This is a genomic window from Paracoccus halophilus (assembly GCF_000763905.1).
Taxonomy (GTDB): domain Bacteria; phylum Pseudomonadota; class Alphaproteobacteria; order Rhodobacterales; family Rhodobacteraceae; genus Paracoccus; species Paracoccus halophilus.
The window spans coordinates 1-26,510 of record NZ_JRKN01000028.1; the positions used below are offsets into that span (position 1 = coordinate 1).

The following is a 26,510-nucleotide window of genomic DNA, read 5'->3' on the forward strand; positions in this document are numbered from 1 at the left end:
TCGCTCTGAATATGCCGAACCGCTGCATGGCCGAACCTCGGCAAACCAGCCACCGCACTCGGCCATGCGGCATAATCCCACTTCCGGCATAATGCGTGTTATGCCGATATCGGCATAACTGTCACGCCTCCGGCGCCAGGCATCGCCTCGACCGTGATCTCTCCGGACGGTTCGGCTCGGCCGCCTATGCTATGGAGGAATGCACGGTCGAGCTCCTGAGCGCCATGATCTGCGCCGACCTCCATCTCAGCGTCGAGCCGCGGCCCGACCACGCCAGCTATATCGCCTCCTGGCTCGAGGTGCTTCGCTCCGACAAGCGCGCGATCTTCACCGCCGCAGCCAAGGCGCAGCAGATCGCCGACTGGCTGCACGCCCAGCAGGGCAACGCTTGCCGGAACGACGTCAGGGGCGCCGCATAGGCGCTCCTCGACCCGATCAGTTGACAGTTCGCTCCCGGAACAGCGCCTCAATCAGCGGACATTCCGGCCGCGTGCCGTCGGCGCATTGCGCGACGACGTCCTTGAGCACCCGCTCCATGCGCTTCAGGTCAGCGATCTTCGCCCGCACATCGTCGAGATGCGCGGCGGCGACCGCGCTTGCCTCGGCGCAGGGCTGGTCGCGTTCGTCGACCAGGCGCAACAGCTCGCGGATTTCGTCGAGTGAGAAGCCGAGCTCGCGTGCCCGCAGCACAAAGCGAAGGCGCCGCTCGTGCGTCGTGTCGTAGCTGCGGTAGCCGGCCGCCGTGCGCGGTGGCTCGGGCAGGAGCCCGACCTTCTCGTAGTAGCGCACAGTCTCCAGATTGCTGCCCGTCCGCCGGGCGAGCTCAGCCCGCTGCAGGCCCTTCACGCCAGCGTGATCGCGCATCGCAAAAATCCCCCTTGACCCTGTAGTTGCTACAGACCGCATGGTACTGCGCAATGAGGATTTCGGCAAGGAAAGCGAGATCGGACATGGATATATCGCGACCCAGCACGGCGGGCATGACGTCCGCCACGACCGACGTGCTCGCGTCGGACCGAGCCGAAGTCGGACGGCAGCGCCTGGTCGCCGTCGGCGGCATTCTCGGCGCGCTTGCCGCCTCCTCGTGCTGCATCGTCCCGCTCATCCTGTTTAGCCTAGGCATTGGTGACGCCTGGATCGGCAATCTGACGGCGCTCGCGCCCTACAAGCCGCTCTTCGTCGCCGGGACGACGGGCGTTCTCGGCTACGGCTTCTATCTCGTCTACTGGAAGCCGAGGCGGGCCTGCGCCGAGGATGCTGCCTGCGCGCGCCCGATCCCCAGCCGCATTGTCCAGATCGCGCTCTGGTTTGCGACGGTGCTCGTCGCGGCCGCCTTCGCATTCGACTACGTCGCCCCGCTGCTGCTTTCCGCCTGACACCAAGAGGAGACCCGTCCCATGAAGAAGAGTTTGAGTGCTCTTGCTTTGATCATGTCGGTGATGACCGCGCCTGCCGTGTTCGCTACCGAACGCACAGTCACCTTCGCCATCGACAACATGACCTGCGCCTCCTGCCCCTACATCGTGAAGACCTCGATGGCGGCGGTCCCCGGGGTCTCGACGGTGGCCGTCTCGTTCGAAGCCAAGACCGCGACCGTGACCTTCGACGACGCGCAGACGACCCCGGATGCCATCGCGGCCGCCAGCATGAATGCCGGCTATCCGGCCCGCCCGACGCAGGAGCAAGGCAGTTGACATGCATGACCGCGCCCTGATCCGCACCGGCGCCGCAGGCGCCATTGTCGTTGCGATCTGCTGCGCGGCGCCACTCCTTGCCGTGCCCCCGCCGCTGGCCGGCCTCGGCGCGTGGTTGACGGGTTCGGGTCTGGTCGTGCTTTCCCTGATCGCCGCGGGCCTCGGGCTTGTCGCCTGCGGCATCCATCATCGCCGTGCAAAGGTCGTCTGTTCCAACACGAAGATTCTGAATGAAGGCCTGAAGCCATGAACGATTGCTGCACATCCTCCGCGTCCCGCGACAAGGCGACGGTTTCTACATCCGCAACGGTGCCGAGCTTGGCCGTGCGGCCGGGTGTGACGTTTCCGGACTGGTCGGTGGTTTCGTCACCCGTGGTGAAGGAGGCCCTGCTGGCCATGGTCGGCTCCGACCATGTGCTCAACCGCTGGAGCGGCTACGAGGCGGCCACGGATCGCGTGCGCGTTGCGTTGCTACAGCTCTACGCCGAACACGGGCGAGCCCCGACCCCAAGCGCGCTTGCCAAGCGTGCGGGGCTGAGCGAGGAAGCCGTCCGTGCGCTGCTCGAAGAGCTCCGCCGTCGCGACCTCGTCGTACTCGATGGCGACATGATTGTCGGCGCGTATCCCTTCACCGACCGCGACACCGGCCACCGGGTCACACTGGACGGACGCACTCTTACTGCGATGTGCGCGGTCGACGCGCTCGGCATCGGCGCTATGACCGACCAAGACATCTCGATCGTCTCGCGCTGCCGCCACTGCGGCGCGCCGGTCCGGATCACCACGCAGGAACGGGGCCGGGCTCTGGCCGACGTTGAGCCGACGACGGCCGTCGTATGGCTCAGCGTCCATTACGAAGGCGGATGCGCTGCGAACTCGCTGTGCACTGCAACATCCTTCTTCTGTTCCGACGATCACCTCGCCGCGTGGCGCCGGCAGCGTCCTGCAGACGAGCCGGGATTCCGGCTGTCGATCGAGGAAGCTCTCGAAGCAGGTCGGGCGATCTTCGGGCCCAGCCTTGCCGGAATCGGCACAATCGCCGGCCACGGCAACAACGCGGCCGAGACACAAGGTGAGCCTCAATCGTCGGGCGATACGGCATCGCCGGACAGGCCCGTGACGCATCGGCGCCTTGGCACGAATGGCCGCAACAATGGTTCCTACGACCTTGCCATCATCGGCGCCGGCTCGGCCGGCTTCTCGGCCGCGATCACGGCAGCCGATCAGGGCGCCCAGGTGGCCCTCATCGGCAGCGGCACCATCGGCGGCACCTGCGTCAATATCGGTTGCGTGCCGTCGAAGACGCTGATCCGCGCCGCCGAGACGCTCCACAATGCCCGAGCCGCGGCACGTTTCGCCGGCATCACGGCCGAGGCCGAACTGACCGACTGGGGCGGAACCGTCCGTCAGAAGGACGCGCTGGTTTCGGAGCTACGTCAGGCCAAGTACGCCGACCTGCTCCCGGCTTACAACGGCATCGCCTATCGCGAAGGGCCGGCGCGCATCGTGGACGGCGGCGTCCAGGTGGACGGCACGTTTGTCTCAGCCGGCAAGATCATCATCGCGACCGGCGCGCGACCGGCCGTCCCTGTCATCCCCGGCATCGAGACCGTGCCATACCTGACGAGCACGACGGCGCTTGATCTCGAGGCGCTGCCCCGATCTCTGCTCGTGATCGGCGGCGGCTATATCGGGGCCGAACTCGCCCAGATGTTCGCCCGCGCCGGCGTCGAGGTGACGCTGGTGTGCCGCTCGCGTCTCCTTCCGGAGGCCGAACCCGAGATCGGCACGGCGCTGACGGGGTATTTCATGGACGAGAGCATCGCGGTGATTTCCGGCATCACGTACCGGACGATCCGCAAGACCGCGGACGGTGTTGCACTCACTGTCCATCGCGACGGCAAGGACGCCACGATCGACGCCGATCAGGTGCTCGTGGCGACGGGCCGCGCGCCCAATATCGAAGGTCTCGGGCTCGCCGAGCATGGGATCGCTCTCTCGCCGAAGGGCGGCATCTTCGTCGATGACCGCATGCGCACGACAAGATCGGGCGTGTACGCTGCCGGCGACGTCACCGGTCACGATCAGTTCGTCTACATGGCCGCCTACGGTGCCAAGCTCGCGGCGAAGAACGCCCTCAACGGCGACAGCCTGCGCTACGACAACAGTGCCATGCCGGCCATCGTCTTCACCGATCCGCAGGTGGCGAGCGTCGGGCTGACAGAGGCGGCTGCGCGGACCGCCGGCCACGCCGTCCGTGTCTCCACGATCGGTCTCGACCAGGTGCCGCGCGCGATTGCCGCCCGAGACACACGCGGGCTCATCAAGCTCGTCGCCGACGCTGGCAGCGGCCGGCTGCTCGGGGCGCATATCCTCGCACCGGAGGGAGCCGACAGCATCCAGACGGCGGCCCTGGCAATCCGGCACGGCCTCACCGTCGACGACCTCGCGGATACGCTCTTTCCGTATCTCACCACCGTTGAGGGCCTGAAGCTCGCGGCTCTTGCCTTCGACAAGGACGTGGCGAAGCTCTCATGCTGCGCCGGCTGAGCCGTGAAGGCTCGGATGTCGAACGTGACAATGTTGGAGGAGATCTAGTGGCGAAGAGATATGACCTTGCGATCATCGGCACGGGAACGGCTGCGATCGTAACAGCACACAGGGTTCGTGCGGCTGGCTGGAGCGTCGCCGTCGCGGACTTCCGGCCCTTCGGGGGCACCTGCGCCTTGCGCGGTTGCGATCCGAAGAAGATGATGGTCGGCGGCGCCGAGGCGGCTGATCACGCCTGGCGCATGAGCGGACGTGGAATCGAAGGGGACGCGACGCTCGATTGGACGGGACTGATGGCCTTCAAGCGCAGCTTCACCGATCCGGTACCGCAGAAGCGTGAGAAAGCCTTTGCCGACAAAGGGATTCACGCCTTCCACGGTCACGTTCGCTTTATCGGCCCGAATGCGCTCGAGTTCGGAGGAGAGAGGATCGAGGCGGACCATATCGTGATCGCCGCCGGCGCCGAGGCCGTGCCGCTCGGCATTCCGGGCGAGCAGCACCTGATCACCAATGAAGGCTTCCTGGAACTGGAGAGCCTGCCTGAACGCATCGTCCTTGTCGGCGGCGGTTATATCGCGGCCGAGTTTTCGCACATCGCGGCGCGCGCCGGAGCACAGGTCACAATTCTTCAGCACGGGAAGCGAATGCTCAAGCAATTCGACCCCGATCTCGTCGGCTGGCTGATGGACAAGTTCAGCGAGCGCGGCATCAATGTCCGCACACAGGCAGGGGTGACCGCCATTGAGAAGGTATCAGACGGCTATCGCGTCCGGGCGGACTGTCCTGACGGCGAACTCGATATGGACGCAGATCTGGTCGTCCATGCCGCGGGTCGGGCGCCGGCGCTCGCGACGCTCGATCTCGATGCCGGGAGCGTAAAGCACCATAACGGGCGGCTGGCGTTGAACGGATTTTTGCAAAGCGTCTCCAACCCCGCGGTCTACGCAGCAGGTGATGCCGCCGGCCTAGGACCGCCGCTCACTCCGGTATCAAGCCATGACGCGAAGGTAGTCTCGGCGAACCTGCTCAACGGCAACACGGTCAGGCCTGAATACACAGGCGTTCCGAGTGTCGCCTTCACCATCCCGCCGATCGCAGCCGTCGGCATGAGCGAAGCCAAGGCGCGTGAGAAAGGCCTGAACGTTCGCGTAAAGACCGAGCGCGTGGCGGCTGGTTCACCGCACGCCAGCAGGCCGAGACGGTGTATGGCTTCAAAACGTTGGTCGACGCGGACACTGACCGCATCCTCGGCGCCCATCTTGTCGGTCCGCACGCTGACGAAGTGATCAACATCTTTGCACTGGCGATCAGGCAAGGGCTGACGGCAGAGCAGTTGAAGACCACCATGTTCGCATATCCCAGCGGCGCGTCAGATATCGGCGAGATGCTTTGAGCGTAAGTGAGGTGGTCGACCGGTACGGCCGCGGAGCAGTCTGCACGAAAGAAATCCCTTCACCAGTCGCATTCGGTTCGCTGAGCAGTCGTAAAAACCACGAACCGCAATGCGAAGAGCAGCCCTCCAGATACTCCCGAGTGTCTCACCCGTTCTAAAACCGCGCAACGCCGCCAGATCGGCTGGTTTCGGCTGATGAAAGTCCGCTGAGACAGCTTGACTGTTCAGATAACGGGCCGAGCAGATTTCGGCCTTTAGCTGCGCCGCGCTCGGCATCGTGCCGACGGTGCGCCACGCTGATTACATCGGCAGTTGGCTGGAGGTCATGCGCGAGGATTCCCGCGCCATCGTGCGCGCGGCCTCGCAGGCGAGCAAAGCGGCCGACTGGCTGCTGTCCTTCCTGCCGGAAGACCAGCAGCGGCCTGCCACGCCCGAGACCGCTATCGACAGGAGGGCAGCATGATCCTCCTGACCGACGAACTGCGCGCGCAGCTTCTTGCCAATGGCCGCCAGCGTGACACCGATCATGTACCGGTCGTCAAATTCTTCAACCCGCTCGGCGCCGGCGTCTGGCTGGCGACCGAACTCGATGCCGACGGCGACATTCTCTTTGGACTGGCCGATCTCGGCGAGCCGGAACTTGGCTACTTCTCGCTCGAGGAGATGGCCTCGGTGCGCCTGCCTTTCGGACTCGGCATCGAGCGCGACATTCTCTTTTCCGGCGATTTTCCGATTTCGGTCTGGGCCGCGGCTGCACGGGAAGCCGGCAGCATTCGCCGCGCCGAACGGATCATCTATGCCGCGGCGCGTGCGCGGCGGGAGGGCGACTGATGCGCTTTCGCCGTTGGCATAGACCCGAACCCTATGGTGACACGTCGCGCAAGCGTGCGGCGTTCCTCCGCAAGCGGCGCCTCGAACGCGAGGCGCTGCCGCTCTTCGCCGAAGAGATCGCCGCCGGCCAGCACGGCGTCGACGAGGAAATGGCCCGCCGCGCCCTATGGTGGGACGAGGCCGAACGCGAACGCCGCCACCAGAGGGCGGTGTGGTGGCGGAAGGGCCGCGTCCGGCTCTTTGCGCTGCCCGACAGGCTGCGCGCCCGTGTCCGCGAGATCTGGCGGACCTGCCCTTATCCGGCCGACCCGGCGAGCTTCGCCGATTTCCTGCACCAGATCGCGGTTGGCAAGCTCGATCCATGGCGCCCGCCGTGGCAGTTCCATCCCGAGCGGACTGCGCGGATCACCCGCGATCGGTCGACTTTCGGCGAAGCCTTCCGCCAGATCGGCGGTCGCAAGGCCGGTATCGATCCGAGCGCGCCGGACGTGGACGAGTTGCTTTACTGCGGCAATCTCGGCTCCGGCATCCTGTTTCTCCGGTCGCGGCTGCGCCCGGTCGATACAGGCGGTAATGTCCACATCGTCGCGCGCCATCACGCGAACGCCGCCCAGCGGCTCGAAATCGAGGTGCGCGGCGCGTGCTCGGATGCCGAGCTGGTGCTGATCGAGCGCTTGGCGCAGGCGACCGAGACCCGGCCCGTCGTGGTCCAACGTGTCGTCATGGGAGGCCAGCCATGACCGGACCAACGCATCCTGGCCACAACGGCGGGCCACCGCTCGACGAGCCCGTCGACCGGCCATCCGGCCAGTGCAAGCACTGCATCCATTGGGACGCGCCGCCGGAAAACGAACAGCGCGCTTATGAATGGTTCCGCCTCGGCCTTTCTCGCCGCCGCGTGAAGCGCCCGTCCGGCACCTGTGATCGCGTGCTTCTGCCCGGTCGCAAAAGCACAGTGTTCTCGGCTACCTCGGCCGAATTCGGATGCCTGAACTTCGAGGCGAAGCCGTTCCCCGTCCGCTCGACCGAGGGCGACTTCGTCACGATCTGGAGGAACGGCCGCATCGCCTGGCAGGGGTCGGAGGAGAACATCCCGCTGCGCTTCCTTCAGGACGTGGTCGATCTCGGCCCGCCCGGCAACAGTCAGCCGGGCGAGGAGGAGCCCTGATCACCCGCGCCCGGCCCTCCGTCATGCAGCATGATCTCCTGCAACGGATCACCGCCATCAATGAACAACCGGCCTCTAGGCTTCAGCGCAGCCCTGATCTTTTCGAGCGCAAGCTTGCCCGCACCCGGATGGCGGCCGTCCAGAGCCCCGACCCGCATTGCGAATGCCATATCGAAGAGATCATCGTGGGGAGAGAGCAGGAACTCTTCAATCGCTGCCTGCCGGAACTCCAGACGGCCCGATGCGATTTCCTGCTCCGATCCTGCTTGCGCCAGACGTATCGTCTTCTCCGACCGATCTATTGCAAGCACGAAACCGTCTCCGATGAGCCGACAGATTTCTCGCGCCGCAACTCCAGGCCCGCATCCGATTTCAAGTATGCGCAGCCCGTCCTTCAATGGAAGGGCAGCCACGAACTCTGCGATCCTTGGAGAAACAGTGGTTGGCATAAGCGAATGTTAGATCAGATTGGCTCTGTTCTCCACAATTCTGGTTGGGGGTGCGTGCTCGGCGGCAATGTCGCGTGCGCGGCTCGGGCCGGGTCGAACGCGATCTCGACGACAACGAGCAGGCGCAGCGCCGCCTTCAGCGTGAACAGGACGGCAGCGAGGTGAAGTCGGTCGAACTTGAAGGCCTCACGGCAGAAGGTCAGACCCTCATCGAGCGGCGCAACAGCATGGAACTCTTCCGCGACGTCGCCTCCGAAGCCTTCGAGCACCACACCGGCAGCGCCTGGCGGCCTCGTACCGGCTCGATGGTCAACCGTCGCAACCTCACCGCCGCGATGATCGACAGTCGGGATTTCCTCGCCGCGAAACACCGGGCCGAGACCGAGGTGATGATGCCCGCCGGTCCCAAGGTTGCCCTGACCGGAGGCGCCGACTTCAACGATCACCGCCTGATCTGGGCAAAGCTCGATCAGGTCCATGCGAAGCACCCCGACATGGTGCTGATGCACGGCGGCACGCCGAAGGGCGCTGAACTGATCGCCTCCCGATGGGCAGATAGCCGCAAGGTGGCTCAGGTCGCCTTCCGGCCCGACTGGACGAAGCACGGCAAGGCCGCGCCGTTCAAGCGCAACGACGCGATGCTGGACGTGCTGCCGGTCGGTGTCCTCGTTTTCCCCGGCACTGGCATTCAGGAGAACCTTGCGGACAAGGCCCGCAAGCTCGGCATCCCGGTCATGAAGTTCGACGGCGGCGCGTAAGCGCCGCCTCCGGCGGCTGTTCCAGCCGCCAATACTTGACTATCGGAGAGGTTGCTGGCTCTTATGAAACATCCTTGCAGAACCGGAACAGTAGCATAGTCGCAGGCGGAGCGTATCTACAGGCAGCCTGTCGTGATCCTCAACCGATCATGTGGAGGCTTTCATGTCACTCATCCTGCTCGCAATGTCCTTGACAATCGCATTCTGCATCTTTGCCTACAATCTTGCGATCTACGCTTTGCCTTTCATGGTTGGTCTGTCGGCCGCCCAATATACCTGGGGCGCTGGAGCCGGCATTTTCCTGTCCGGACTAGCCGCCGTCGGCGCGGCATTGCTTTCGATCGGCCTCGTCATCGCAGTGCTCGGATTCGCCAGGAATCCGGCTCTGCGGCTGCTCGCTCTCGCCGTCTTTGCCGTACCCGCCGTCATTGCCGGATATGCACTCATCCACGGCGTAGCGAAGAACGCCATCGATCCCGGCCTGATGCTCAATTTGCTTTCCGGCAGCGCCGGTCTGTTCATCGGCATTGCGGCCATCATCAATCTGAACGCCCTCGGCGTGTCGTTGTTCTCACGCTGATCAGTCGGCCCGCGATCCGGCGCGACCGTAAAACACGGCGGCTTGCGCCGCCGGGTTTCACGGTTCCAGCGCAGTCGAGACTGTCGCGACAGCGCTGCCTTGTCGTCGTTGCTTTCGCTTCGCTTCACGCAGCTTGGGAAGTCGGTCATGGGCTTGAGATCCGCGTTCCGAGGGCAATCGGAGCCCGCGAGTCCATCCATTTCGCAGTGGGGACGCGAGGGCGAACCAGAACCTTCATGCCTTTCTCGCAGTTCGGCTAAATCGGGCAATCTGTCGTCGAAGACGGTGATGCGGTGCTGTTCCGTGCCCTTAGAGTCCGATAACCTCCTCGTTCTTCTTCCGCCCATGTGTCCGTCAAAACGGCGAAGACGCGGGGTGGCCGGAAGTGGAGAAGGTCGGGTATCGCTCCGAAGCGTGCAGGTTCGCGAGCCTGCCTGGTCGCTGTTACCGGCGAGGACAATGGTTCTGCTGCGCGTCCCCGTATTCGTGCTTTCAAAGGCACCAGTCCCCCCGACTGACTGAGCCCCTAAGTCCGTTCGGTTTCCACCAGCAACCCCCGCGGCTCCCAGCCGTGTTGCCGCGCAAGCGCGGCTGCCCGCCCCACCTGGGGCCTTAGGGGCGAGCTGCCGAAAGGTTCGGCAGTTGCGGGAGTCTCCCGGCGGCCTTGGCCGGGTCTCGTCGGAGGGATGGTCCCTCCGAGAAGCAACGGAGACTTACAATGCAGAACATCGTCATTCTCGCCGGCAACATCGGTCAGGCCCCCGAAACCCGCACGCTCCAGGGCGGCACCCGGATCACCCACTTCACGTTGGCCACCTCGCGCCCCCGCTATTCGGACGGCAAGGTCGTCCGGGACGAGAAGGGCTACCGGGTCCAGGACACGGAATGGCACCGCATCACCGCCTTCAACGGCCTCGGCAAGACCATCCAGGAATATTGCGAGAAAGGCATGAAGGTTCTGGTTCGCGGCCGCATTCACTACTCGAAGTGGACCGACCAGCAGGGCAACGACCGCTACGGATGCGAGATCATCGCCGAGACGGTCGACTTCCTGAGCCGGGCGAAGCAGACCGAAAGCAACGACGGCAAGTTCATCGACGACGATGACATCCCGTTCTGAGCGGGAACCGTGAAACCCGGCGGCGTAAGCCGCCGGTTTTTTCATGGTCGCGCCAGATGGCGGCCGAAGCGCATAGACACCGGTCGTCTGATAGATCGACCATACGCCGTGACGACCGAATCAGTCGTCAGAGGAAAGCTGATCGCACTGTCGGTCAGACATTTCATGCTGGTGAAGTGAGCCAAGAACGACTAAATTAGTCGTAGTTCTGGAGTGCGCACAGGTCCGAATGGGAGGTGGTCATGCATGATCACCGCCCGACAATCACGGGCCGCGCGCGCGTTGCTGGGTTGGACACAGGAGACGCTCGCTGACAAGGCCCGAGTAGCATTGACCGCACTGAAACGCCTCGAATCCGAAAACGGTCTCGAAGTGTTCGAATCGACGCGCGATCAGGTGCGCCGGGCCCTCGAATCGGCCGGGATTGTTCTCCTTTCGACAGATAAGGGCGAAGGAGTTTTGCTCCTGCATGACAGGAGCGATTCGTCCCGGTAGTCACGCCGGGCACCGAGCTACCAAACCCTTGTCAAAAAAAGGGGCTATCTCCTGAGCGAGATGGTTAACGGACTTAGCGCGCGTGAATATGGTGGCTCGATGGGACAGGAGACGCAAACATTTCTGGACGAACCACCGTTCAGCGAAACGATCACGTCTTATGACCGCAAACATATGAAGCTCTACATGCGGCTGGTCGACGCCAACCGCGACGGCGCAGACTGGCGCGAGGCGGTGCATATCCTGTTTGGCCTCGATCCCGATCAAGACCCAAGACGCTGCCGCTCTATCCACGATGCGCATCTGGCGCGCGCCCGGTGGATGATGGAGCGCGGCTATCGCGAGCTGGTTCGTGAGAGCCAGCGCGGGTCGCCATCGTGATGCGTCGGACGCATCACCTGTTGAGGCGCAACTGACTTCCGCAGATCAACCCAAACGGGAATCGTGATTCTCCCAAAGACTTAGACAAATACTTGGGAGGATCAGCGATGACACCCGACGCATCGATCTGGCGTTCCTCGGAATATGATCATCTGGACGGCCTGACCGCGTCCGATCTGGCCTGGGAATGGCTCCGCCGCAACGACGCCTATGACGCGGATTTCGAGGCTTCGGCCTCCGCTCGCGGAATGCGTGAACCACTGACCGAGGGAATTCAACAGCGGTGGGGGTTGCGATTTCCCCGTCGACCCACTGACACCTCCGCCGGAAGCGCCGGTTTTCTGGCTTCCACAGGAGGACACAAGCGTTGTCGTGCTCACCGAGGCGCCGGTTGACCTCGGCTCCGGTATCACAAGCGATGCTCCCGAGCTGTGGCGGCGAGACCCGCCGATGGGCGATGATGACGCTGCATTTCGCTTCGCCCTCGCGAACGGTCAGTCCCTCCAGATCATTGACCACGCCATCGACGGAAAAGAAAATGCCGTTGCGGTCATTCCTCTCGGCATAGACGGCTTCGACCGGATCGAAGCCGTCTATCGCTTCCTCTCAGCCTTGCATGGCCGCGCCATTCCCCCGGACACGCGCCTGACGCGTCAGCAGCGCGCCCGCCAGCGCCGGATGCTGCGCGCCTTCGACGGCTATCGCGCCGGCGCCACGCAGCAGGAAATCGCCGAGATCATTTTTCGCATCGACCATCTCGACCGTGACGCTTGGCAGGCGTCTTCCATACGCCACGCCATCAAGACGCTCCTGCGCGATGCCCGCGCCATGATAGCGGGCGGCTATCGAAAACTCCTTCGTCATCGCCGCCAATCCTAGCGCGGTCTCGCCCTCATCATGGTGGGCGAATTCGATACCCCCCAACTTTGCCCTGCAACTCGCCGGCTCTCCTCCGCCACCGTGGTCGTTGTCCGCCGCTGAAACGAAGCGGCCGTCCCCAACACCACGGAGGCCCGATCCATGCCACACGAACCCGTCGTTCTCCCGCCGCGCTTCCTGCGCACCAAGGAAGCGGCCGAGTTTCTCAGCCTTTCGGCCCGCACTCTCGAAAAGCACCGGACCTACGGAACCGGGCCGGCCTACCGCAAGCTCGGCGGCCGCGTCGTCTACGCCATCGACGATCTCGAAACCTGGGCCGCTCGCGGCGCGGTGACGTCGACGTCCGATCCGCGCGGTTCCGTGCTGCCGGCGAAACGCCACGCGCCAGTACAGCCGGTCCACGCCGGCCGCTACGCACGCTGACCGCGGCCGGCTTCCTTCATGGCGGTGCGGCGTCGACCCCTTTCGGAGCGCGGGCAGCTCGATCTGTTCCGGGCGCTTCCCGGCGACTTCGCGCCACGAGACGCGCAGGATCTCATGGCCTATCCCTTCTTCTCACTTTCCAAAACCCATCGCGTCGCCCCGATCGATTTCGTTGCGGGCAACGTGGCGATCCGGGTCGAGGCGGTCCCGGATCATGGCATGGCCACGATCTGGGACGCCGACATCCTGATCTGGGCGGCGAGCCAGATCGTCGAAGCCCGCGATAACGGGCTTCGTACCTCGCGGCTGATGGCCGCCACGCCCTACGAAATCCTCACCTATGTCGGCCGGGGCACCAGCTCGCGCGACTATCAGCGCCTCAAAGCCGCCCTCGACCGCCTGCAATCGACCACCGTTTCCACCTCGATCCGACAGCCTGCCGAAGGCCGCCGCCATCGCTTCTCGTGGATCAACGAGTGGCAGGAACGCACTGACCGCAACGGTCGCCCCGAGGGCATCGAGCTGATCGTTCCGGACTGGTTCTACCAAGCCGTCCTTGATGACGCGCTCGTGCTCACAATTGATCGGACCTATTTCGATCTGACCGGCGGCCTCGAGCGCTGGCTCTACCGCCTGGTGCGCAAGCACGGCGGCCGCCAGCGCGATGGCTGGCGCTTCGACTTCCGTCACCTTCACCAGAAATCCGGCAGCCTGTCGCCGTTCAAGCGCTTTGCCTTCGAGCTGCGCGACATCATCCGGGGCCAGCCGCTGCCGGGCTACAGGCTCTTTCTCGAAGCCGAGATCGGTGGGCGCCTGCTGCTCGCCTTCGAGCCGCTCGCCGCCTGTGGACAACCTGTGGACGGCCTCGTGCTATCGGGAACCCGGACTATCGTGCTATCGGGAACCCGAGGTTCGTGCTATCAGGAACCCGATCAGGGTGTAAGGCACGGAAATTCCAGACGAAATCGTGCCCTTAACTTAGAGTCTAACCTAGACTCTAACCTTGAAGAGCGCGCGCGCGATGTGGAAAACCTCATCCGCGACGCCGCCAAAAGCCTCAGCGTAGCCGCGAAGAAGAGCGCGCCAGCCGAGCCAGCGCGGGCGGCAGCGCACAGCCGTTTGAGCTCCGCATCGGCCGATCCCGAAACGCCCCGTCTTCCTCTCAATCCATCGGGAGGACGCCGATGATCGTCGCGCTCCTCAACCAGAAGGGCGGCGTCGGCAAGACGACGCTCGCGCTGCATCTCGCCGGCGAGCTGGCGATGCGCGGCAAGCGCGTGACCCTGGTCGACGCCGACCCGCAGGGCTCGGCGCTTGACTGGTCGCAGCAACGCTCGCGCGAGAACCTGCCGCGCCGGTTCGGCGTCGTCGGCCTTGCGCGCGATACGCTGCACCGCGAAGCGCCCGAACTCGCCCGTGACGTCGATCACGTTGTCATCGATGGCCCGCCGCGTGTCGCCGGGCTCATGCGCTCCGCGCTGCTCGCCGCCGACCTCGTGCTGATCCCGGTACAGCCGTCGCCGCTTGACGGCTGGGCCTCCGCCGAGATGCTGGCGCTCCTGGCGGAGGCGCGTATCTACCGGCCCCATCTCACCGCCCGTTTCATCCTTAATCGCTGCGACGCGCGCACCGTCATCGCCCGTGAGACGGCCGAGACGCTGGCGGACCACGATCCACCGCTGCTCGCCAGCACCATCGGCCAGCGCGTCGTCTTCGCCGACGCCGCGCAGACCGGACGGCTCGCCTCAGACATCGACGGCCGTTCGCCTGCGGCGCGCGAGATCGCGGCGCTGGCAGGCGAGATCGAGCGTCTCCGCATCGGGAGGGCCGCGACATGACGGTCCTCACCGGTGACTGCCGCGAGCTGATGCCGCGCCGCGGTCCGTTCGACATGATCCTCGCCGATCCGCCCTACGGCGACACATCGCTCGCCTGGGACCGGCGCGTCGAGGGCTGGCTGCCGCTCGCGCGGGCTGCGCTTGCGCCGACCGGCTCGCTGTGGGTGTTCGGCTCTCTGCGCAGCTTCATGGGAACGGCGATCCAGTTCGCGGATGCGGGCTTCCGGATCGCCCAGGAGATCGTCTGGGAGAAGCAGAACGGCAGCGGTTTTCATGCCGACCGCTTCAAGCGCGTGCATGAACTCGCCGTTCAAATTTACCCCGCCGAGACGCCTTGGCGCGACATTTACAATGACGTCCAGACCACACCGGACGCAACAGCCCGCACCGTGCGGCGCAAGCAGCGTCCTTCCCATACCGGCCAGATCGACGCCGGCCACTATGTCAGCCACGACTGCGGGCCGCGCCTCGTGCGCTCGGTCATCTACGTGCGTAACTGCCACGGCCGCGCGATCCACCCGACAGAAAAGCCGTCGTCGCTCCTCGAAATCCTGATCCGCACCAATTGCCCGGAAGGTGGCCTCGTCGGCGACTGGTTTGCCGGCTCCGGCTCCGCGGGTGAAGCCTGCAGGCTTTCCGGCCGCCGCTACGTCGGCTGCGAGATCGACCCCGAGATGGCCGAGCGCGCCCGCGCCCGCATCGCCGCCTTGCTCCCGTTTCATGACGGAGGTCCGTCATGACGGCGCGCATCGAAAAGCGAGGTTTTGCGCAGCGCCCCGCCGATCCCGATGGATGGATCAGGGCCGGGGACACGCCTCCGCCACGCAATGGCGCAGCCGTGACCTTCACGGCCCACCTCACCATCGACATCACGCCTGAGCTGCGCGGCCGGACCAAGATCGCCGCCTTCAGCCGCGGCGTCACCGTCGCCGACATGCTGCGCGAGCTGTTCGAGCGCGAATTCCCCGACCTCCAAGGAGACACACCATGACCGGCAATGCGGCGCTCCGCATCGGCGGCCGTTCGTTGCCGGACGGTCCCGCCGCCTTCACCACGCTCGTCGAACTCACCTGGATCGAGAAGCGCATCGAGAATTGGATCAGGTTCGGGCGCGAAAGCTACGAGCAGAAACTCGACCGCCGCCACAGGGTCGTCGGCTTCGCGCCCGGCACGATCTTCTGCCTCGTCCGCTGGGCCGCGAACGACTACGGGACGATCATCTCGCGCCTCGACATCGTGCGCGCGGTCGACCGTGGCGAGCCGTTCCAGACGCTGCCCTTTGTGCGTCCTGGCGGCGAAATCCTGCTGAAGGTCGAAAGCTGGCCCAAGGTCGAGGACGTGCTTCGTCACATCGACGGCATCGAGGCCATCGGCATCGATCCCGCCGATGCCGATCCTGATCACTGGCGGCATGTCGCGCACTGGATGAATGCCGGCGAGACGCCGCGCCCGTACACGGCCGAGCGCCATCAGGCGTGGCTCCGGCGGCGGGAGATCGGGCGATGACGCGGCTCGGCTACCTCGCGGCGACGTCTCTCGCCGTGCTCGGCATCGCCGTCGCGAGCACCGCGAAGATGCCGCTGAAACTCATCTGGAACGCGACTGCGAGCGCGCCGGTCGGCTTCTATACGGTATCGCCGGCCGAGCGGATCGAAGTGCCGAATCTCGTCGCCGTCATGCCGCCCGAGCCGTTCGCCTCCTTCATGGTCCAACGCGGCTATGTCGGCTGCGGCGTGCCGATCCTCAAGCACGTCGTCGGCCTGCCGGGTCAGCGCGTATGCCGCGACGGCCGTGCCATCACGGTCGACAACATTTCGCTCGGCGAGGCCCTCGATCACGACCGCCGTGGCCGCGACCTGCCGGTCTGGCGGGGCTGCCGCGTGATCGCCGACGGCGAACTCTTCCTCATGAACCTCGAAGCCGCCGACAGCCTCGACGGCCGCTACTTCGGCCCGTTCCCCGCTACCGCAGTGATCGGCCGGGCCACTCCGCTTTTCACCGACGAGGACGGCGACGGTCGCTTCGTCTGGCGCGCGCCGACGCGGTGAGCGCGCGCCCTTCGCAATCCCACCGCGGCACAGGAGACCATGACCATGGCCCAGATTGGACAGTTCACCCGCACGGAAACCGGTTTCGAAGGGCGACTCAGGACGCTCGGCATAGACGAGGAAATGACCCTCGTTCCCGCCGAACCCTCGGAAGCCGAGAATGCACCGAAATATCGCGTCCTGCTCGGTGGCGAAGACGGCCTCGACATCGGAGCGGGCTGGACACACGTCGGCGAGCGCGCCGGCGAGTTCGTCTCGATCACGATCTACAGCCCGCTCCTTGGCGGCACGTTTCGCGCAAATCTCTTCCGCGCCGGTGACGACGGTTCCGCCTGGGTGCTGAACACCGTCCAGCCTACCAAGAAGCGGCAGGAGGACTGAATGGCGGCGGTCCAACACCGCGCCGGCGCCGGAGGCTTGTCCGCCATCCGGCGCTCCGCGCTCCTCATTCTTCTTTCCGGCCTGATCTTCATCGCAGCCGCACCGCCGTCCGTTCTGGCGCAAGTTCCGTCCCCGGTTCACGCTGCTACCACACATCCGCATGCGGCACATATCGCCGAGGCATCGCGCCGCTTCGGGATTCCGTCGGCATGGATCGTCGCCGTGATGCGCGCCGAAAGTGCGGGCGACGTGCGAGCCGTCTCCTCGGCCGGCGCGATGGGCTTGATGCAGGTCATGCCGGATACATGGGCCGAGCTTCGCATCCGCTATGGTCTCGGCCGCAATCCTCATGACCCGCGCGATAACATCCTCGCGGGCACTGCGTACCTGCGCGAGATGTGGGATCGCTATGGCGACATCGCCGCCATGCTCGCGGCCTACAATGCCGGTCCCGCGCGCTATGACGAGCATCGTTCGAAGGGCCGCCCGCTGCCCGCCGAGACGCGGGCTTATGTCGCTTCGCTCGCGCCCGCGCTGCGCGGCGAGCGCCCTTCGAAGAACGGTTCGGCGATCGCTCGACCGCTCGACTGGCGCGAGGCGGCGATCTTCGTCGGGCGCGATGGCGGTACTTCCAGCACCGATCCCGCGTTTCCGGATCGCTCGCCGGACGACGCCCTTTCACCCGTCACGGCGACACCGCAGATGCTCGTCACCGCGCAGCCGGACTGGCTGTTCGTCGCTCGGAATGCCGCTGGGGACCGGCCATGAGCGGCCCTGCGGCACTTCGCATCCCATCGTGCGCTGGCGTGTCGTGGAGAGCGCCGGGGGTGGCGGCAGGCGCAGCAACCGGACGATGGCAGGATAAAAGGGCGCACGGTGCGCTTCGGTTGGGCGGTTGTTTTTGTTCATGTTTTCGGCGCGTTCCGCACCGTGCAGCGCTTGCGCGCACCGTGCGCTCCGCGCCTATCTTCCTGATTTTCCTTCGAGTTTTGCACCGTGCGGGGTCGCGTCATGTCCGATGACCACGAGTTCCGCATCCGTCCAGGCCGCATCCGATCAACCCGCGCGCAGCAGGCCCGGCCTTTCGTCGCGCAGGCGCTTGCCGCGGCGAAGAAGGCAGGCGGCGGAGTCTCGCGATCCGGCCGCGTCACCTCCGGCAACCGTTCGCGTTTCGGGCGCGGCCAGCGCGCCAGCATCCAGGCCAATCGCCTCATCACGTCACGCACGCGCGGCGCTGTCGTCAAGGCGCGCGTTGTTCGCCACACCCCACGGTCCGCGCCACTTGGAACACATCTCGACTATCTGCGCCGCGACGGCGTGACCCGTGACGGGGAGAAGGCGCGGCTGTTCGGCCCGGGAACGGAGAATGCCGATGCCCGCGCCTTCGCCGAGCGCTGTGGTGATGACCGGCATCATTTTCGGTTCATCGTTTCGCCGGATGACGCGCCGGAAATGTCCGACCTGCGCTCCTTCACCCGCGATCTCGTCGGCCAGATGGAAAAGGATCTCGGCACGAGGCTTGACTGGGTGGCTGTCGATCACTGGAACACCGAGCATCCCCATGTCCACCTGATCGTGCGCGGCGTGCGCGATGACGGCCAGGATCTCGTGATCTCGCGCGACTACATCAAGGAAGGCATGCGCGACCGGGCGCGCGATCTCATCACGCAGGAGCTGGGGCCGCGAACCGATCTCGATATCCGCCGTAGCCTCGAAAGCCAGATCGAGACGGAACGCTGGACGCAACTCGACCGCCAGCTTGTCCGCGACGCCGGCAAGTCCGGCATCATTGATCTGGCGCCGCGCGCCGACCGTCAGCCGGACGAATTCCACGCCCTGAAGATCGGCCGTCTGCGGACGCTGGAAATTCTTGGGCTGGCCGGGCAGGTCGGTCATTCGCAATGGTTCATCAGGCCCGAGGCGGAGAGCGTCCTGCGCGAGCTTGGCGAGCGTGGCGACATCATCAAACGCATGCACCGCGCGCTCACCGAACGCGGCATCGAGCGAGGCTCGGCGAGTTACGTCCTGGCCGGCGAAAGCCTCGACGTGCCCGTGGTCGGTCGCTTGCTCGAACGCGGTCTCGATGACGAGCTGAAGGGAACGGCCTATGCCGTTGTCGACGGCGTGGACGGCCGCACCCATCATATCAAGTTGCCGCATCTCGACGCCGCCGGCGACAGCCCGCCCGGATCGATCGTCGAGCTGCGCGCCTATGAGGACGCGCAAGGACAGCGCCGCGTCGCACTCGCCGTCCGTTCCGATCTCGACATCCATGCGCAGGTCAACGCAACAGGCGCGACCTGGCTCGACCGGCAGGCGGTTGCCCGCGAGCCTATCGCGCTGTCGGAGAGCGGCTTCGGTGCCGAGGTGCAGCAGGCTCTTGAGCAACGGGCCGAACACCTGATTGCCGAGGGCCTCGCCGAGCGGCAGGGCGGGCGCGTCGTCTTCGCACGGCGGCTGCTCAACACGCTCCGCCAGCGCGAGGTCGGCGCGCTCGGCGAAAAGCTCGCCGCCGAGACCGGTCTGCCATTCAATCATGCCGGAGGCGGAGAATATGTCGCCGGTTCCTATCGCCAGCGCTTCACGCTCGCCACCGGCCGATTCGCCATGATCGACGACGGCCTCGGATTCCAGCTCGTCCCATGGTCGCCCTCTCTCGAAAAGCAGATCGGCCGTCATGTCTCCGGCGTCGCGCGCGACGACGGCGGCGTCGACTGGGATTTCGGGCGCAAGCGCGGGCTCGGCCTCTAGGTGCAATCAGAAAGGAGCTTCACCCATGTCCGCGACCAAAATCCTCTGGGGGCAGATCCTGATCGTATTCCTCATCGTTCTCATCACCACCTGGGGCGCGACGCAATACGTCGCGTGGAGCCTCGGCTTTCAGGCACAGCTCGGCGAGCCGTGGTTCACGCTGTTCGGCGTACCGATCTACTTTCCGGCCGCCATCATGTGGTGGTGGTATTTCTATGACGCCTACGCGCCGGGGAAATTCGCGACGGGCGGGATGATCGCCGCGTCGGGCGGCTTCATCGCCATTGCGGTCGCCATCGGCATGTCCGTCTGGCGCGCACGCGAGGCCAAGCACGTCGCGACCTATGGTTCCGCCCGCTGGGCAGAGAAGACCGAGGTCAAGGCCGCGGGCCTGCTCGACCCCGACGGCGTGGTGCTCGGCCGTTACGAGCACGAGTATCTGCGCCATGACGGGCCAGAGCATGTCCTATGCTTTGCGCCGACGCGATCGGGCAAGGGCGTCGGATTGGTCGTACCCTCGCTTCTGACCTGGCCGGGCTCGGCCATCGTGCATGATATCAAGGGCGAGAACTGGCAGCTCACCTCCGGCTTCAGATCACACCATGGCCGCGTGCTGTTGTTCGACCCGACCAATCCGAAATCCTCGGCCTACAATCCGCTGATCGAAGTCCGTCGCGGCGAGTGGGAAGTCCGCGACGTCCAGAACATCGCCGACATACTCGTCGATCCCGAAGGGAGCCTGGACAAAAGGAATCACTGGGAAAAGACCAGCCACTCACTGCTCGTCGGCGCGATCCTGCATGTCCTCTATGCCGAGCCGGAAAAGACGCTGGCCGGCGTCGCCAACTTCCTCTCCGATCCGAAGCGCCCGGTGGAATCGACGCTGCGCGCCATGATGAAGACCGCGCATCTCGGCGAGGCCGGACCGCATCCTGTCGTCGCCAGTGCTGCGCGCGAGCTGCTCAACAAATCTGACAACGAGCGCTCGGGCGTGCTCTCCACCGCCATGTCGTTCCTCGGCCTCTACCGCGATCCTGTCATCGCCGAGGTGACGCGGCGCTGCGATTGGCGGATCAGCGATATCGTAGGCGGCGAGCGCCCGACCACGCTTTACCTTGTCGTTCCGCCTAGCGACATCAATCGCACGAAGCCGCTGATCCGCCTGCTGCTGAACCAGATCGGTCGGCGCCTGACCGAGGATCTGCAGTCGGGCGGCGGTCGGCATCGCCTGCTATTGATGCTGGACGAGTTCCCCGCGCTCGGAAGGCTCGATTTTTTCGAGAGTGCATTGGCCTTCATGGCCGGGTACGGCCTGAAGTCCTTCCTGATCGCGCAATCGCTGAACCAGATCGAGAAAGCCTATGGGCCGAACAATTCGATCCTCGACAATTGCCACGTTCGCGTGAGTTTCGCGACCAACGACGAGAGAACGGCGAAGAGGGTGAGCGATGCGCTTGGCACCGCCACCGAGATGAAGGCCATGAAGAACTATGCCGGGCACCGGCTGTCGCCCTGGCTCGGCCACCTGATGGTGTCGCGCTCGGAAACTGCACGCCAGTTGCTCACGCCGGGCGAGATCATGCAGCTCCCGCCGACCGACGAGATCGTCATGGTCGCAGGCATTCCGCCGATTCGGGCAAAGAAGGCACGCTATTATGAGGATGCCCGTTTCCGTGAACGCCTGCTGTCGCCGCCCGACCTGAAGCGCCCGGATCAGATTCGCCCGGACGACTGGACCAGCCTGCCGATCCCGGCGCGGCTGGAAGCGCTTGATGCGCAGCCGGCAGGCCGATCCGACGACGAAGACCCAACCGAATCCGAACGGCGGCTACAACCCGAACTCAGCCGCGCGAAGCCAGTGGAGAAAAAGGCGCCGATCGAGAACGAATTCGAGATCGAGCCGCCGGACGATATCGATGAGGACGCCATTCGCAACCGGCGCATGATCCGCCAGATGCAGGGCGTCGCACGGCAGGTCGCGCTCGACCCGAATGACGGCATGGATTTGTAGCCGCCATGACCAGTCGCCGGAAAAAGATCAAGACCACGGTCTATCTCGACCCCGATGTCGAGAAGACACTGGCGGATTTCGCCGCGAGGCGCGATCAATCGCAGTCCATGATCGCAGAGGCGGCCATCGCGTCGTTCCTCTCGTCGGACGATGCCGAACGGCGGGAGGCGATCGTCGCCAAACGTCTCGACCAGCTCGACCGCCGCATGACGCGGCTTGAACGGGACGTCGGTATCGCCGTTGAGACCCTTGCGGTGTTCATCCGCTTCTGGATCACCACGACGCCCGCCTTGCCCGAGCCGGCCGCGCAGGCGGCTCGCGCCAAGGCGAGTGAGCGTTATGAGGCGTTCATCACTGCGCTGGGACGGCGCTTGGCGCAAGGGCCAAAGCTACGTCAGGAGATTTCCGAAGATGTCCCCGAATCGGACGCTTGAACGCCTCGCGCGCATCATCTGGGAATAGATGCGACGGGTTCAAGAACAGGGTCGCACCGCCGTTCTCCTGTATTTGCACGCTACGCTACTACTACGACCGAAACTTGTTGAATCGGCCTGATTCCGGGCTCTTTTAATCATCCCCGATCCGGGGATCATCTGTTGCGTCCCCACGAAAAACGGGGACGACATGGCAGCCACTCACAACAGGCAGGAAGCGATCCAGCGCGGCGCGCGCATGCTGCGCACCGCGCTCGGAGCGGCAATTGCCCGGTTTCTAGAAGACCCGGCCGTGGTCGAGGTGATGCTGAACCCCGATGGCCGCATCTGGGTGGATCGGCTTTCCGAAGGGCTGGCCGACACCGGCGAGACGATGACGGCCGCCGACGGCGAGCGTATCGTGCGTCTGGTCGCGCATCATGTCGGTGCGGAGGTCCATGCCCGCTCGCCGCGCGTCTCGGCCGAGTTGCCGGAAACGGGTGAGCGTTTTGAGGGCCTGCTTCCTCCTGTCGTAACTTCGCCCGCCTTCGCCATCCGCAAGCCGGCTGTCGCGGTCTTCACTCTCGACGACTATGTGGCGGCCGGCATCATGACGGCCGATCAGGCCGTGATGCTGCGCGCAGCGGTCCAGTCCCGCGCCAACATCCTCGTCGCCGGCGGCACTTCCACCGGCAAGACGACGCTGACCAACGCGCTGCTAGCCGAAGTGGCGAAGACAGCGGATCGCGTCGTCATCATCGAGGATACCCGCGAGCTGCAATGTGCAGCGCCCAACCTTGTCGCGATGCGGACCAAGGATGGCGTCGCCACGCTCTCCGATCTCGTCCGGTCCTCGCTTCGCCTGCGGCCCGACCGCATTCCCATCGGCGAGGTCCGCGGCTCAGAAGCCCTCGACCTGCTCAAAGCCTGGGGCACCGGCCATCCGGGCGGCATCGGCACCATCCACGCCGGCTCCGGTATCGGCGCGCTGCGCCGCCTCGAGCAACTCATCCAGGAAGCCGTCGTCACGGTCCCGCGCGCCCTGATCGCCGAGACCATCGACCTTGTGGCCGTGCTCGCCGGGCGCGGCTCGTCGCGGCGGCTTACTGAGCTCGCGCGTGCCGACGGCATCGACCCCGCCACCGGCGACTACCGCATCACCCCCGCAACTATCTCTAACGGAGAAGCTGAATGAATTCGCCCATCATTCCGAATGTGACCAATCCGCCCGTCCTGTCGACGGTGCCCGTCGATCCAGAGCTGCCCGCTCGCTCCAACATGTGCGGCAGCTACAAGCGTCTCGCCAGTCCAATCGCGCTTTTCACCATCATGATGCTGGCGGCCACGCCACCGGCCCACGCCTCGGGCTCTTCCATGCCATGGGAGCAGCCGCTTCAGCAGATTCTCCAGTCGATTGAGGGGCCAGTCGCCAAGATCGTTGCGGTCATCATCATCATCGTCACCGGTCTGGCGCTGGCCTTCGGCGACACGAGCGGGGGCTTCCGTCGCCTGATCCAGATCGTGTTCGGTCTGTCGATCGCGTTCGCGGCCAGCTCGTTCTTCCTCAGCTTCTTCAGCTTCGGCGGCGGGGCGCTCGTCTGATGACGGCCGTCCTCGAACAACTCGACGCCGTGCCGGGCTTTTCGGTGCCCGTCCATCGCGCCTTGACCGAGCACATCCTGCTCGGCGGTGCGCCGCGTTCCATCGCCATCATGAACGGCACGCTGGCCGGGGCGGTGGGCCTCGGCCTGCGCCTCTGGCTGGTCGGTCTCGCGATCTGGGCCATCGGTCATTTCGTGGCCGTCTGGGCGGCCCGTCGCGATCCGCTCTTCGTCGAGGTCGGGCGCAGGCATCTGCGCATTCCGGCTTTCCTCGCGGTGTGAGGAGGCGGGCCATGATGAATCTCGCCGAATATCGACGCTCCGCCGCTCGCCTTGCCGACTATCTGCCGTGGGTCGCCCTGGTCGCGCCCGGTATCGTGCTGAACAAGGATGGCTCGTTCCAGCGCACGGCCCGCTTTCGCGGTCCCGATCTCGATTCCTCCGTCGCGGCCGAGCTGGTTGCCGTTGCAAGCCGCATCAACAACGCTTTCCGCCGCCTCGGCCTGGGCTGGAGCATATTTGTCGAGGCACAGCGGCACGAGGCTGCGACCTATCCGGACAGCATCTTTCCCGATCCGGCTTCAGGTCTGGTCGACGCCGAGCGCAAGGCCGATTTCGAAGAAGCCGGCGCACACTTCGTATCGAGCTATTTCCTCACATTCCTGTTTCTTCCGCCGGCCGAGGAAGCTGCGCGCACCGAGTCCTGGCTTTACGAAGGCCGCGAGCGCTCGGGCGTCGACCCGCACGAGATCCTGCGCGCCTTCACCGACCGCACCGATCGCGTGCTGGCGCTGCTCGACGGCTTCATGCCGTCCTGCGGTTGGCTCGATGACAGCGAGACGCTGACCTATCTGCATTCCTGCGTGTCGACGAAAAGGCATTGCGTCCGCGTGCCCGAAACGCCGATCTATCTCGACGCGCTGCTCGCCGACCAGCCGCTCACTGGCGGTCTGGAGCCGCGTCTTGGCGACCAGAATCTGCGTGTGCTGACCATTGTCGGCTTCCCGACCACGACGACGCCGGGCCTGCTGGACGATCTGAACCGGCTGGCATTCCCGTATCGCTGGTCGACGCGCGCGATCCTCCTCGACAAGACCGACGCGACGAAGCTGCTGACCAAAATCAGGCGGCAGTGGTTCGCCAAGCGGAAGTCGATTGCCGCGATCCTCAAGGAGGTGATGACCAACGAACAATCGGTGCTTGTGGACACCGACGCCGCGAATAAGGCCGCTGACGCGGACATGGCTTTGCAGGAGTTGGGCGCAGACGTCGCCGGCATGGCCTATGTCACCGCCACGATCACGGTCTGGGACGCCGATCCCCGCCTTGCCGACGAAAAACTGCGGCTGGTCGAGAAGGTCATCCAGGGCCGCGACTTCACCGCCATGATCGAGACGGTGAACGCCGTCGACGCCTGGCTCGGCAGTCTGCCCGGCCATGTCTATGCAAACGTACGCCAGCCGCCGATCTCGACGCTCAATCTCGCCCACATGATCCCCCTCTCTGCCGTGTGGGCGGGGCCGGAACGGGACGAACACTTCGACGCGCCCCCGCTGCTTTACGGCAGAACCGAAGGTTCGACCCCGTTCCGGCTGTCTTTGCATGTGGGTGACGTCGGCCACACGCTCGTCGTCGGCCCGACAGGCGCGGGCAAATCCGTGCTGCTCGCGCTCATGGCCTTGCAGTTCCGCCGTTATCTCCGCAGCCAAGTCTTCGCCTTCGACTTCGGCGGCTCGATCCGCGCCGCCGCGCTCGCCATGGGCGGCGACTGGCACGATCTCGGCGGCGGCCTGACCGAAGGATCGGAATCCTCAGTATCGCTCCAGCCGCTTGCCCGCATTCACGACACCTATGAGCGCGCTTGGGCGGCTGACTGGATCGTCGCAATCCTCCTGCGGGAAGGAATCAAAATCACCCCCGAGGCAAAGGAGCACATCTGGACGGCGCTGACCTCGCTCGCCTCGGCACCCGTCGGCGAGCGCACGATCACCGGCCTCAGCGTCCTTCTCCAGTCCAACGATCTCAAGCAGGCACTCCGCCCTTACTGCGTCGGCGGTCCCTATGGCCGGCTGCTCGATGCCGAAGCCGAGCATCTCGGCTCGGCGGACGTGCAGGCATTCGAGATCGAGGGGCTGGTCGGCACGGGCGCTGCGCCGGCTGTACTGGCCTATCTCTTTCATCGCATCGGCGACCGGCTCGACGGGCGGCCGACGCTGCTCATCATCGACGAGGGCTGGCTTGCGCTCGATGACGAAGGCTTCGCCAGCCAACTCCGCGAATGGCTGAAGACGCTCCGCAAGAAAAACGCCTCGGTTATCTTCGCCACCCAGTCGCTCAGCGATATCGACAATTCGGAGATTGCCCCGGCCATCATCGAGAGCTGCCCGACGCGACTGCTCCTGCCGAACGAACGGGCCATTGAGCCGCAGATCACGGCCATCTATCGCCGCTTCGGTCTCAATGACCGTCAGATCGAAATCCTCGCGCGGGCGACGCCCAAGCGCGACTACTACTGCCAGTCGCGGCGTGGCAACCGCCTGTTCGAACTGGGCCTGTCCGAAGTCGGGCTCGCGCTCTGCGCCGCTTCCTCGAAATCCGACCAGGCACTGATCGCCAATCTCGTCGCTGAGCATGGCCACGAGGGCTTTCTCGCGGCCTGGCTCAAGGCTCGCGACGCCGGCTGGGCCGCAGATCTCATACCAACTTTTCCGTCCCTGGTCCCCGAAGACGAAAAGGAAATGTAAAC

General features: G+C 65.2%; 35 protein-coding genes and 1 pseudogene. 34 read left to right on the plus strand and 2 right to left on the minus strand.

The features are described 5' to 3' along the window. The first annotated feature begins 95 nt into the window (after positions 1–95). Positions 96–419, plus strand: a complete 324-nt coding sequence (locus tag IT41_RS15200; protein WP_197056009.1) for a zincin-like metallopeptidase domain-containing protein — start codon at positions 96–98, stop codon at positions 417–419. Positions 420–435: 16 nt separating this feature from the next. Here IT41_RS15200 and IT41_RS15205 read toward each other — a convergent pair whose 3' ends face one another. Next, positions 436–864, minus strand: coding sequence for a MerR family transcriptional regulator (locus IT41_RS15205; protein ID WP_012112818.1), 429 nt, complete (start codon positions 862–864; stop codon positions 436–438). 116 nt (positions 865–980) lie between these two features. Here IT41_RS15205 and IT41_RS15210 point away from each other — a divergent pair, with 116 nt between their 5' ends. The 10 genes from IT41_RS15210 to IT41_RS15250 all read left to right on the plus strand — a co-directional run bounded on the left by IT41_RS15210 (position 981) and on the right by IT41_RS15250 (position 7,636). After that, positions 981–1,376: a mercuric transporter MerT family protein gene (locus tag IT41_RS15210; protein ID WP_231564764.1), complete on the plus strand. Its 396-nt coding sequence runs from the start codon at positions 981–983 to the stop codon at positions 1,374–1,376. Positions 1,377–1,397: 21 nt separating this feature from the next. After that, positions 1,398–1,694: a heavy-metal-associated domain-containing protein gene (locus tag IT41_RS15215; RefSeq protein ID WP_012112816.1), complete on the plus strand. Its 297-nt coding sequence runs from the start codon at positions 1,398–1,400 to the stop codon at positions 1,692–1,694. A gap of 1 nt (position 1,695) precedes the next feature. Beyond that, positions 1,696–1,944 carry a hypothetical protein gene (locus IT41_RS15220; RefSeq protein ID WP_036742955.1) on the plus strand — a complete coding sequence of 83 codons (249 nt, stop codon included), beginning with the start codon at positions 1,696–1,698 and terminating at the stop codon, positions 1,942–1,944. Then, positions 1,941–4,244: a bifunctional organomercurial lyase/mercury(II) reductase MerBA gene (merBA, locus tag IT41_RS15225; RefSeq protein ID WP_036742956.1), complete on the plus strand. Its 2,304-nt coding sequence runs from the start codon at positions 1,941–1,943 to the stop codon at positions 4,242–4,244. The genes IT41_RS15220 and merBA overlap by 4 nt, the downstream gene beginning before the upstream one ends. After that, complete coding sequence (locus IT41_RS15230) at positions 4,229–5,530, plus strand: dihydrolipoyl dehydrogenase family protein (protein WP_217642794.1); 1,302 nt, start codon at positions 4,229–4,231, stop codon at positions 5,528–5,530. The genes merBA and IT41_RS15230 overlap by 16 nt, the downstream gene beginning before the upstream one ends. Then, entirely contained in the window at positions 5,446–5,637 is a 192-nt protein-coding gene (locus tag IT41_RS22065; protein WP_414811558.1) for a hypothetical protein, read from the plus strand. The genes IT41_RS15230 and IT41_RS22065 overlap by 85 nt, the downstream gene beginning before the upstream one ends. A gap of 244 nt (positions 5,638–5,881) precedes the next feature. After that, positions 5,882–6,100, plus strand: coding sequence for a zincin-like metallopeptidase domain-containing protein (locus tag IT41_RS15235; RefSeq protein ID WP_425320062.1), 219 nt, complete (start codon positions 5,882–5,884; stop codon positions 6,098–6,100). Then, positions 6,097–6,468, plus strand: coding sequence for a DUF2958 domain-containing protein (locus IT41_RS15240; protein ID WP_036742958.1), 372 nt, complete (start codon positions 6,097–6,099; stop codon positions 6,466–6,468). Before IT41_RS15235 ends, IT41_RS15240 begins: the two co-directional genes overlap by 4 nt. After that, a complete protein-coding gene (locus IT41_RS15245; protein WP_036742960.1) occupies positions 6,468–7,208 on the plus strand; it encodes a hypothetical protein in 741 nt (246 codons plus the stop codon). Before IT41_RS15240 ends, IT41_RS15245 begins: the two co-directional genes overlap by 1 nt. Next, positions 7,205–7,636: a hypothetical protein gene (locus IT41_RS15250; protein WP_052081665.1), complete on the plus strand. Its 432-nt coding sequence runs from the start codon at positions 7,205–7,207 to the stop codon at positions 7,634–7,636. The genes IT41_RS15245 and IT41_RS15250 overlap by 4 nt, the downstream gene beginning before the upstream one ends. On the opposite strand, the gene IT41_RS15255 is transcribed toward IT41_RS15250, so the two are convergent. Next, entirely contained in the window at positions 7,612–8,049 is a 438-nt protein-coding gene (locus IT41_RS15255) for a class I SAM-dependent methyltransferase (RefSeq protein WP_231564765.1), read from the minus strand. The two genes, IT41_RS15250 and IT41_RS15255, sit on opposite strands and share 25 nt — an antisense overlap. Before the next feature lie 113 nt (positions 8,050–8,162). Between IT41_RS15255 and IT41_RS15260 the strand changes: the two are divergent. From IT41_RS15260 to trbE, 23 genes and pseudogenes are all read left to right on the plus strand, one after another. Continuing rightward, a pseudogene (locus IT41_RS15260) lies at positions 8,163–8,843 on the plus strand (DUF2493 domain-containing protein); the annotation flags it as partial. A 163-nt stretch (positions 8,844–9,006) separates the two neighbouring features. Then, complete coding sequence (locus tag IT41_RS15265; protein ID WP_036742961.1) at positions 9,007–9,423, plus strand: hypothetical protein; 417 nt, start codon at positions 9,007–9,009, stop codon at positions 9,421–9,423. A gap of 718 nt (positions 9,424–10,141) precedes the next feature. Then, a complete protein-coding gene (locus IT41_RS15270) occupies positions 10,142–10,543 on the plus strand; it encodes a single-stranded DNA-binding protein (protein ID WP_036742963.1) in 402 nt (133 codons plus the stop codon). Positions 10,544–10,789: 246 nt separating this feature from the next. Next, positions 10,790–11,038: a helix-turn-helix domain-containing protein gene (locus IT41_RS20140; RefSeq protein ID WP_036742964.1), complete on the plus strand. Its 249-nt coding sequence runs from the start codon at positions 10,790–10,792 to the stop codon at positions 11,036–11,038. 99 nt (positions 11,039–11,137) lie between these two features. Then, positions 11,138–11,419, plus strand: coding sequence for a DNA -binding domain-containing protein (locus IT41_RS15280; RefSeq protein WP_036742966.1), 282 nt, complete (start codon positions 11,138–11,140; stop codon positions 11,417–11,419). Positions 11,420–11,526: 107 nt separating this feature from the next. Beyond that, positions 11,527–11,814 (plus strand): transcriptional regulator domain-containing protein, encoded by a 288-nt coding sequence (locus IT41_RS20145; protein ID WP_074948164.1) that lies wholly within the window; start codon positions 11,527–11,529, stop codon positions 11,812–11,814. After that, positions 11,792–12,298, plus strand: coding sequence for a DUF2285 domain-containing protein (locus IT41_RS15285; RefSeq protein ID WP_231564766.1), 507 nt, complete (start codon positions 11,792–11,794; stop codon positions 12,296–12,298). Before IT41_RS20145 ends, IT41_RS15285 begins: the two co-directional genes overlap by 23 nt. A gap of 141 nt (positions 12,299–12,439) precedes the next feature. Beyond that, positions 12,440–12,721 carry a helix-turn-helix transcriptional regulator gene (locus IT41_RS15290; protein ID WP_036742967.1) on the plus strand — a complete coding sequence of 94 codons (282 nt, stop codon included), beginning with the start codon at positions 12,440–12,442 and terminating at the stop codon, positions 12,719–12,721. A gap of 114 nt (positions 12,722–12,835) precedes the next feature. Further along, the gene (locus IT41_RS15295; RefSeq protein WP_425320061.1) at positions 12,836–13,909 is read left to right on the plus strand and encodes a replication initiator protein A; all 1,074 of its coding nucleotides are present in this window, start codon (positions 12,836–12,838) and stop codon (positions 13,907–13,909) included. Then, positions 13,906–14,559: a ParA family partition ATPase gene (parA, locus tag IT41_RS15300; protein WP_036742969.1), complete on the plus strand. Its 654-nt coding sequence runs from the start codon at positions 13,906–13,908 to the stop codon at positions 14,557–14,559. Before IT41_RS15295 ends, parA begins: the two co-directional genes overlap by 4 nt. After that, the gene (locus IT41_RS15305) at positions 14,556–15,299 is read left to right on the plus strand and encodes a DNA-methyltransferase (protein WP_036742970.1); all 744 of its coding nucleotides are present in this window, start codon (positions 14,556–14,558) and stop codon (positions 15,297–15,299) included. Before parA ends, IT41_RS15305 begins: the two co-directional genes overlap by 4 nt. Continuing rightward, complete coding sequence (locus IT41_RS15310) at positions 15,296–15,550, plus strand: hypothetical protein (RefSeq protein WP_036742972.1); 255 nt, start codon at positions 15,296–15,298, stop codon at positions 15,548–15,550. Before IT41_RS15305 ends, IT41_RS15310 begins: the two co-directional genes overlap by 4 nt. Then, positions 15,547–16,065, plus strand: coding sequence for a DUF2840 domain-containing protein (locus IT41_RS15315; protein ID WP_036742973.1), 519 nt, complete (start codon positions 15,547–15,549; stop codon positions 16,063–16,065). Before IT41_RS15310 ends, IT41_RS15315 begins: the two co-directional genes overlap by 4 nt. Next, positions 16,062–16,607: a S26 family signal peptidase gene (locus IT41_RS15320; protein WP_036742976.1), complete on the plus strand. Its 546-nt coding sequence runs from the start codon at positions 16,062–16,064 to the stop codon at positions 16,605–16,607. The genes IT41_RS15315 and IT41_RS15320 overlap by 4 nt, the downstream gene beginning before the upstream one ends. A gap of 39 nt (positions 16,608–16,646) precedes the next feature. Then, the gene (locus IT41_RS15325) at positions 16,647–16,988 is read left to right on the plus strand and encodes a DUF736 domain-containing protein (protein WP_231564767.1); all 342 of its coding nucleotides are present in this window, start codon (positions 16,647–16,649) and stop codon (positions 16,986–16,988) included. After that, a complete protein-coding gene (locus tag IT41_RS15330; protein WP_052081668.1) occupies positions 16,989–17,756 on the plus strand; it encodes a lytic transglycosylase domain-containing protein in 768 nt (255 codons plus the stop codon). Between the two features lie 243 nt (positions 17,757–17,999). Then, complete coding sequence (locus IT41_RS15335) at positions 18,000–19,739, plus strand: relaxase/mobilization nuclease domain-containing protein (protein ID WP_036742978.1); 1,740 nt, start codon at positions 18,000–18,002, stop codon at positions 19,737–19,739. A gap of 25 nt (positions 19,740–19,764) precedes the next feature. After that, positions 19,765–21,750: a conjugal transfer protein TraG gene (locus IT41_RS15340; protein ID WP_036742980.1), complete on the plus strand. Its 1,986-nt coding sequence runs from the start codon at positions 19,765–19,767 to the stop codon at positions 21,748–21,750. Positions 21,751–21,755: 5 nt separating this feature from the next. Beyond that, on the plus strand, positions 21,756–22,184 hold the full coding sequence (locus tag IT41_RS15345; RefSeq protein ID WP_036742982.1) for a hypothetical protein: 429 nt from the start codon (positions 21,756–21,758) through the stop codon (positions 22,182–22,184). Between the two features lie 238 nt (positions 22,185–22,422). Then, the gene (gene trbB / locus IT41_RS15350) at positions 22,423–23,358 is read left to right on the plus strand and encodes a P-type conjugative transfer ATPase TrbB (protein ID WP_425320060.1); all 936 of its coding nucleotides are present in this window, start codon (positions 22,423–22,425) and stop codon (positions 23,356–23,358) included. Next, a complete protein-coding gene (locus IT41_RS15355; RefSeq protein WP_425320059.1) occupies positions 23,355–23,765 on the plus strand; it encodes a TrbC/VirB2 family type IV secretion system protein in 411 nt (136 codons plus the stop codon). Before trbB ends, IT41_RS15355 begins: the two co-directional genes overlap by 4 nt. After that, complete coding sequence (locus IT41_RS15360) at positions 23,765–24,046, plus strand: VirB3 family type IV secretion system protein (protein ID WP_036742987.1); 282 nt, start codon at positions 23,765–23,767, stop codon at positions 24,044–24,046. Before IT41_RS15355 ends, IT41_RS15360 begins: the two co-directional genes overlap by 1 nt. A gap of 11 nt (positions 24,047–24,057) precedes the next feature. Continuing rightward, positions 24,058–26,508, plus strand: a complete 2,451-nt coding sequence (gene trbE / locus IT41_RS15365) for a conjugal transfer protein TrbE (protein ID WP_036742990.1) — start codon at positions 24,058–24,060, stop codon at positions 26,506–26,508. Positions 26,509–26,510 lie beyond the last annotated feature (2 nt).

What these genes read in the sequence shown, in the direction of transcription:
- IT41_RS20145 (WP_074948164.1), top strand. Translation starts at nt 11,527, where the DNA reads ATGACACCCGACGCATCGATCTGGCGTTCCTCGGAATATGATCATCTG.
- IT41_RS15320 (WP_036742976.1), top strand. Translation starts at nt 16,062, where the DNA reads ATGACGCGGCTCGGCTACCTCGCGGCGACGTCTCTCGCCGTGCTCGGC.
- IT41_RS15290 (WP_036742967.1), top strand. Translation starts at nt 12,440, where the DNA reads ATGCCACACGAACCCGTCGTTCTCCCGCCGCGCTTCCTGCGCACCAAG.
- IT41_RS15270 (WP_036742963.1), top strand. Translation starts at nt 10,142, where the DNA reads ATGCAGAACATCGTCATTCTCGCCGGCAACATCGGTCAGGCCCCCGAA.
- IT41_RS15340 (WP_036742980.1), top strand. Translation starts at nt 19,765, where the DNA reads ATGTCCGCGACCAAAATCCTCTGGGGGCAGATCCTGATCGTATTCCTC.
- IT41_RS15205 (WP_012112818.1), bottom strand. Translation starts at nt 864, where the DNA reads ATGCGCGATCACGCTGGCGTGAAGGGCCTGCAGCGGGCTGAGCTCGCC.
- IT41_RS15220 (WP_036742955.1), top strand. Translation starts at nt 1,696, where the DNA reads ATGCATGACCGCGCCCTGATCCGCACCGGCGCCGCAGGCGCCATTGTC.
- IT41_RS15360 (WP_036742987.1), top strand. Translation starts at nt 23,765, where the DNA reads ATGACGGCCGTCCTCGAACAACTCGACGCCGTGCCGGGCTTTTCGGTG.
- IT41_RS15305 (WP_036742970.1), top strand. Translation starts at nt 14,556, where the DNA reads ATGACGGTCCTCACCGGTGACTGCCGCGAGCTGATGCCGCGCCGCGGT.
- IT41_RS15330 (WP_052081668.1), top strand. Translation starts at nt 16,989, where the DNA reads ATGGCGGCGGTCCAACACCGCGCCGGCGCCGGAGGCTTGTCCGCCATC.
- parA (WP_036742969.1), top strand. Translation starts at nt 13,906, where the DNA reads ATGATCGTCGCGCTCCTCAACCAGAAGGGCGGCGTCGGCAAGACGACG.
- trbE (WP_036742990.1), top strand. Translation starts at nt 24,058, where the DNA reads ATGATGAATCTCGCCGAATATCGACGCTCCGCCGCTCGCCTTGCCGAC.
- IT41_RS15295 (WP_425320061.1), top strand. Translation starts at nt 12,836, where the DNA reads ATGGCCTATCCCTTCTTCTCACTTTCCAAAACCCATCGCGTCGCCCCG.
- IT41_RS15345 (WP_036742982.1), top strand. Translation starts at nt 21,756, where the DNA reads ATGACCAGTCGCCGGAAAAAGATCAAGACCACGGTCTATCTCGACCCC.
- IT41_RS15335 (WP_036742978.1), top strand. Translation starts at nt 18,000, where the DNA reads ATGTCCGATGACCACGAGTTCCGCATCCGTCCAGGCCGCATCCGATCA.
- IT41_RS15245 (WP_036742960.1), top strand. Translation starts at nt 6,468, where the DNA reads ATGCGCTTTCGCCGTTGGCATAGACCCGAACCCTATGGTGACACGTCG.
- IT41_RS15325 (WP_231564767.1), top strand. Translation starts at nt 16,647, where the DNA reads ATGACCATGGCCCAGATTGGACAGTTCACCCGCACGGAAACCGGTTTC.
- merBA (WP_036742956.1), top strand. Translation starts at nt 1,941, where the DNA reads ATGAACGATTGCTGCACATCCTCCGCGTCCCGCGACAAGGCGACGGTT.
- IT41_RS15250 (WP_052081665.1), top strand. Translation starts at nt 7,205, where the DNA reads ATGACCGGACCAACGCATCCTGGCCACAACGGCGGGCCACCGCTCGAC.
- IT41_RS15280 (WP_036742966.1), top strand. Translation starts at nt 11,138, where the DNA reads ATGGGACAGGAGACGCAAACATTTCTGGACGAACCACCGTTCAGCGAA.
- IT41_RS15355 (WP_425320059.1), top strand. Translation starts at nt 23,355, where the DNA reads ATGAATTCGCCCATCATTCCGAATGTGACCAATCCGCCCGTCCTGTCG.
- IT41_RS15315 (WP_036742973.1), top strand. Translation starts at nt 15,547, where the DNA reads ATGACCGGCAATGCGGCGCTCCGCATCGGCGGCCGTTCGTTGCCGGAC.
- IT41_RS15215 (WP_012112816.1), top strand. Translation starts at nt 1,398, where the DNA reads ATGAAGAAGAGTTTGAGTGCTCTTGCTTTGATCATGTCGGTGATGACC.
- IT41_RS15230 (WP_217642794.1), top strand. Translation starts at nt 4,229, where the DNA reads ATGCTGCGCCGGCTGAGCCGTGAAGGCTCGGATGTCGAACGTGACAAT.
- IT41_RS15310 (WP_036742972.1), top strand. Translation starts at nt 15,296, where the DNA reads ATGACGGCGCGCATCGAAAAGCGAGGTTTTGCGCAGCGCCCCGCCGAT.
- trbB (WP_425320060.1), top strand. Translation starts at nt 22,423, where the DNA reads ATGCTGCGCACCGCGCTCGGAGCGGCAATTGCCCGGTTTCTAGAAGAC.
- IT41_RS15240 (WP_036742958.1), top strand. Translation starts at nt 6,097, where the DNA reads ATGATCCTCCTGACCGACGAACTGCGCGCGCAGCTTCTTGCCAATGGC.
- IT41_RS15265 (WP_036742961.1), top strand. Translation starts at nt 9,007, where the DNA reads ATGTCACTCATCCTGCTCGCAATGTCCTTGACAATCGCATTCTGCATC.
- IT41_RS15210 (WP_231564764.1), top strand. Translation starts at nt 981, where the DNA reads ATGACGTCCGCCACGACCGACGTGCTCGCGTCGGACCGAGCCGAAGTC.
- IT41_RS20140 (WP_036742964.1), top strand. Translation starts at nt 10,790, where the DNA reads ATGATCACCGCCCGACAATCACGGGCCGCGCGCGCGTTGCTGGGTTGG.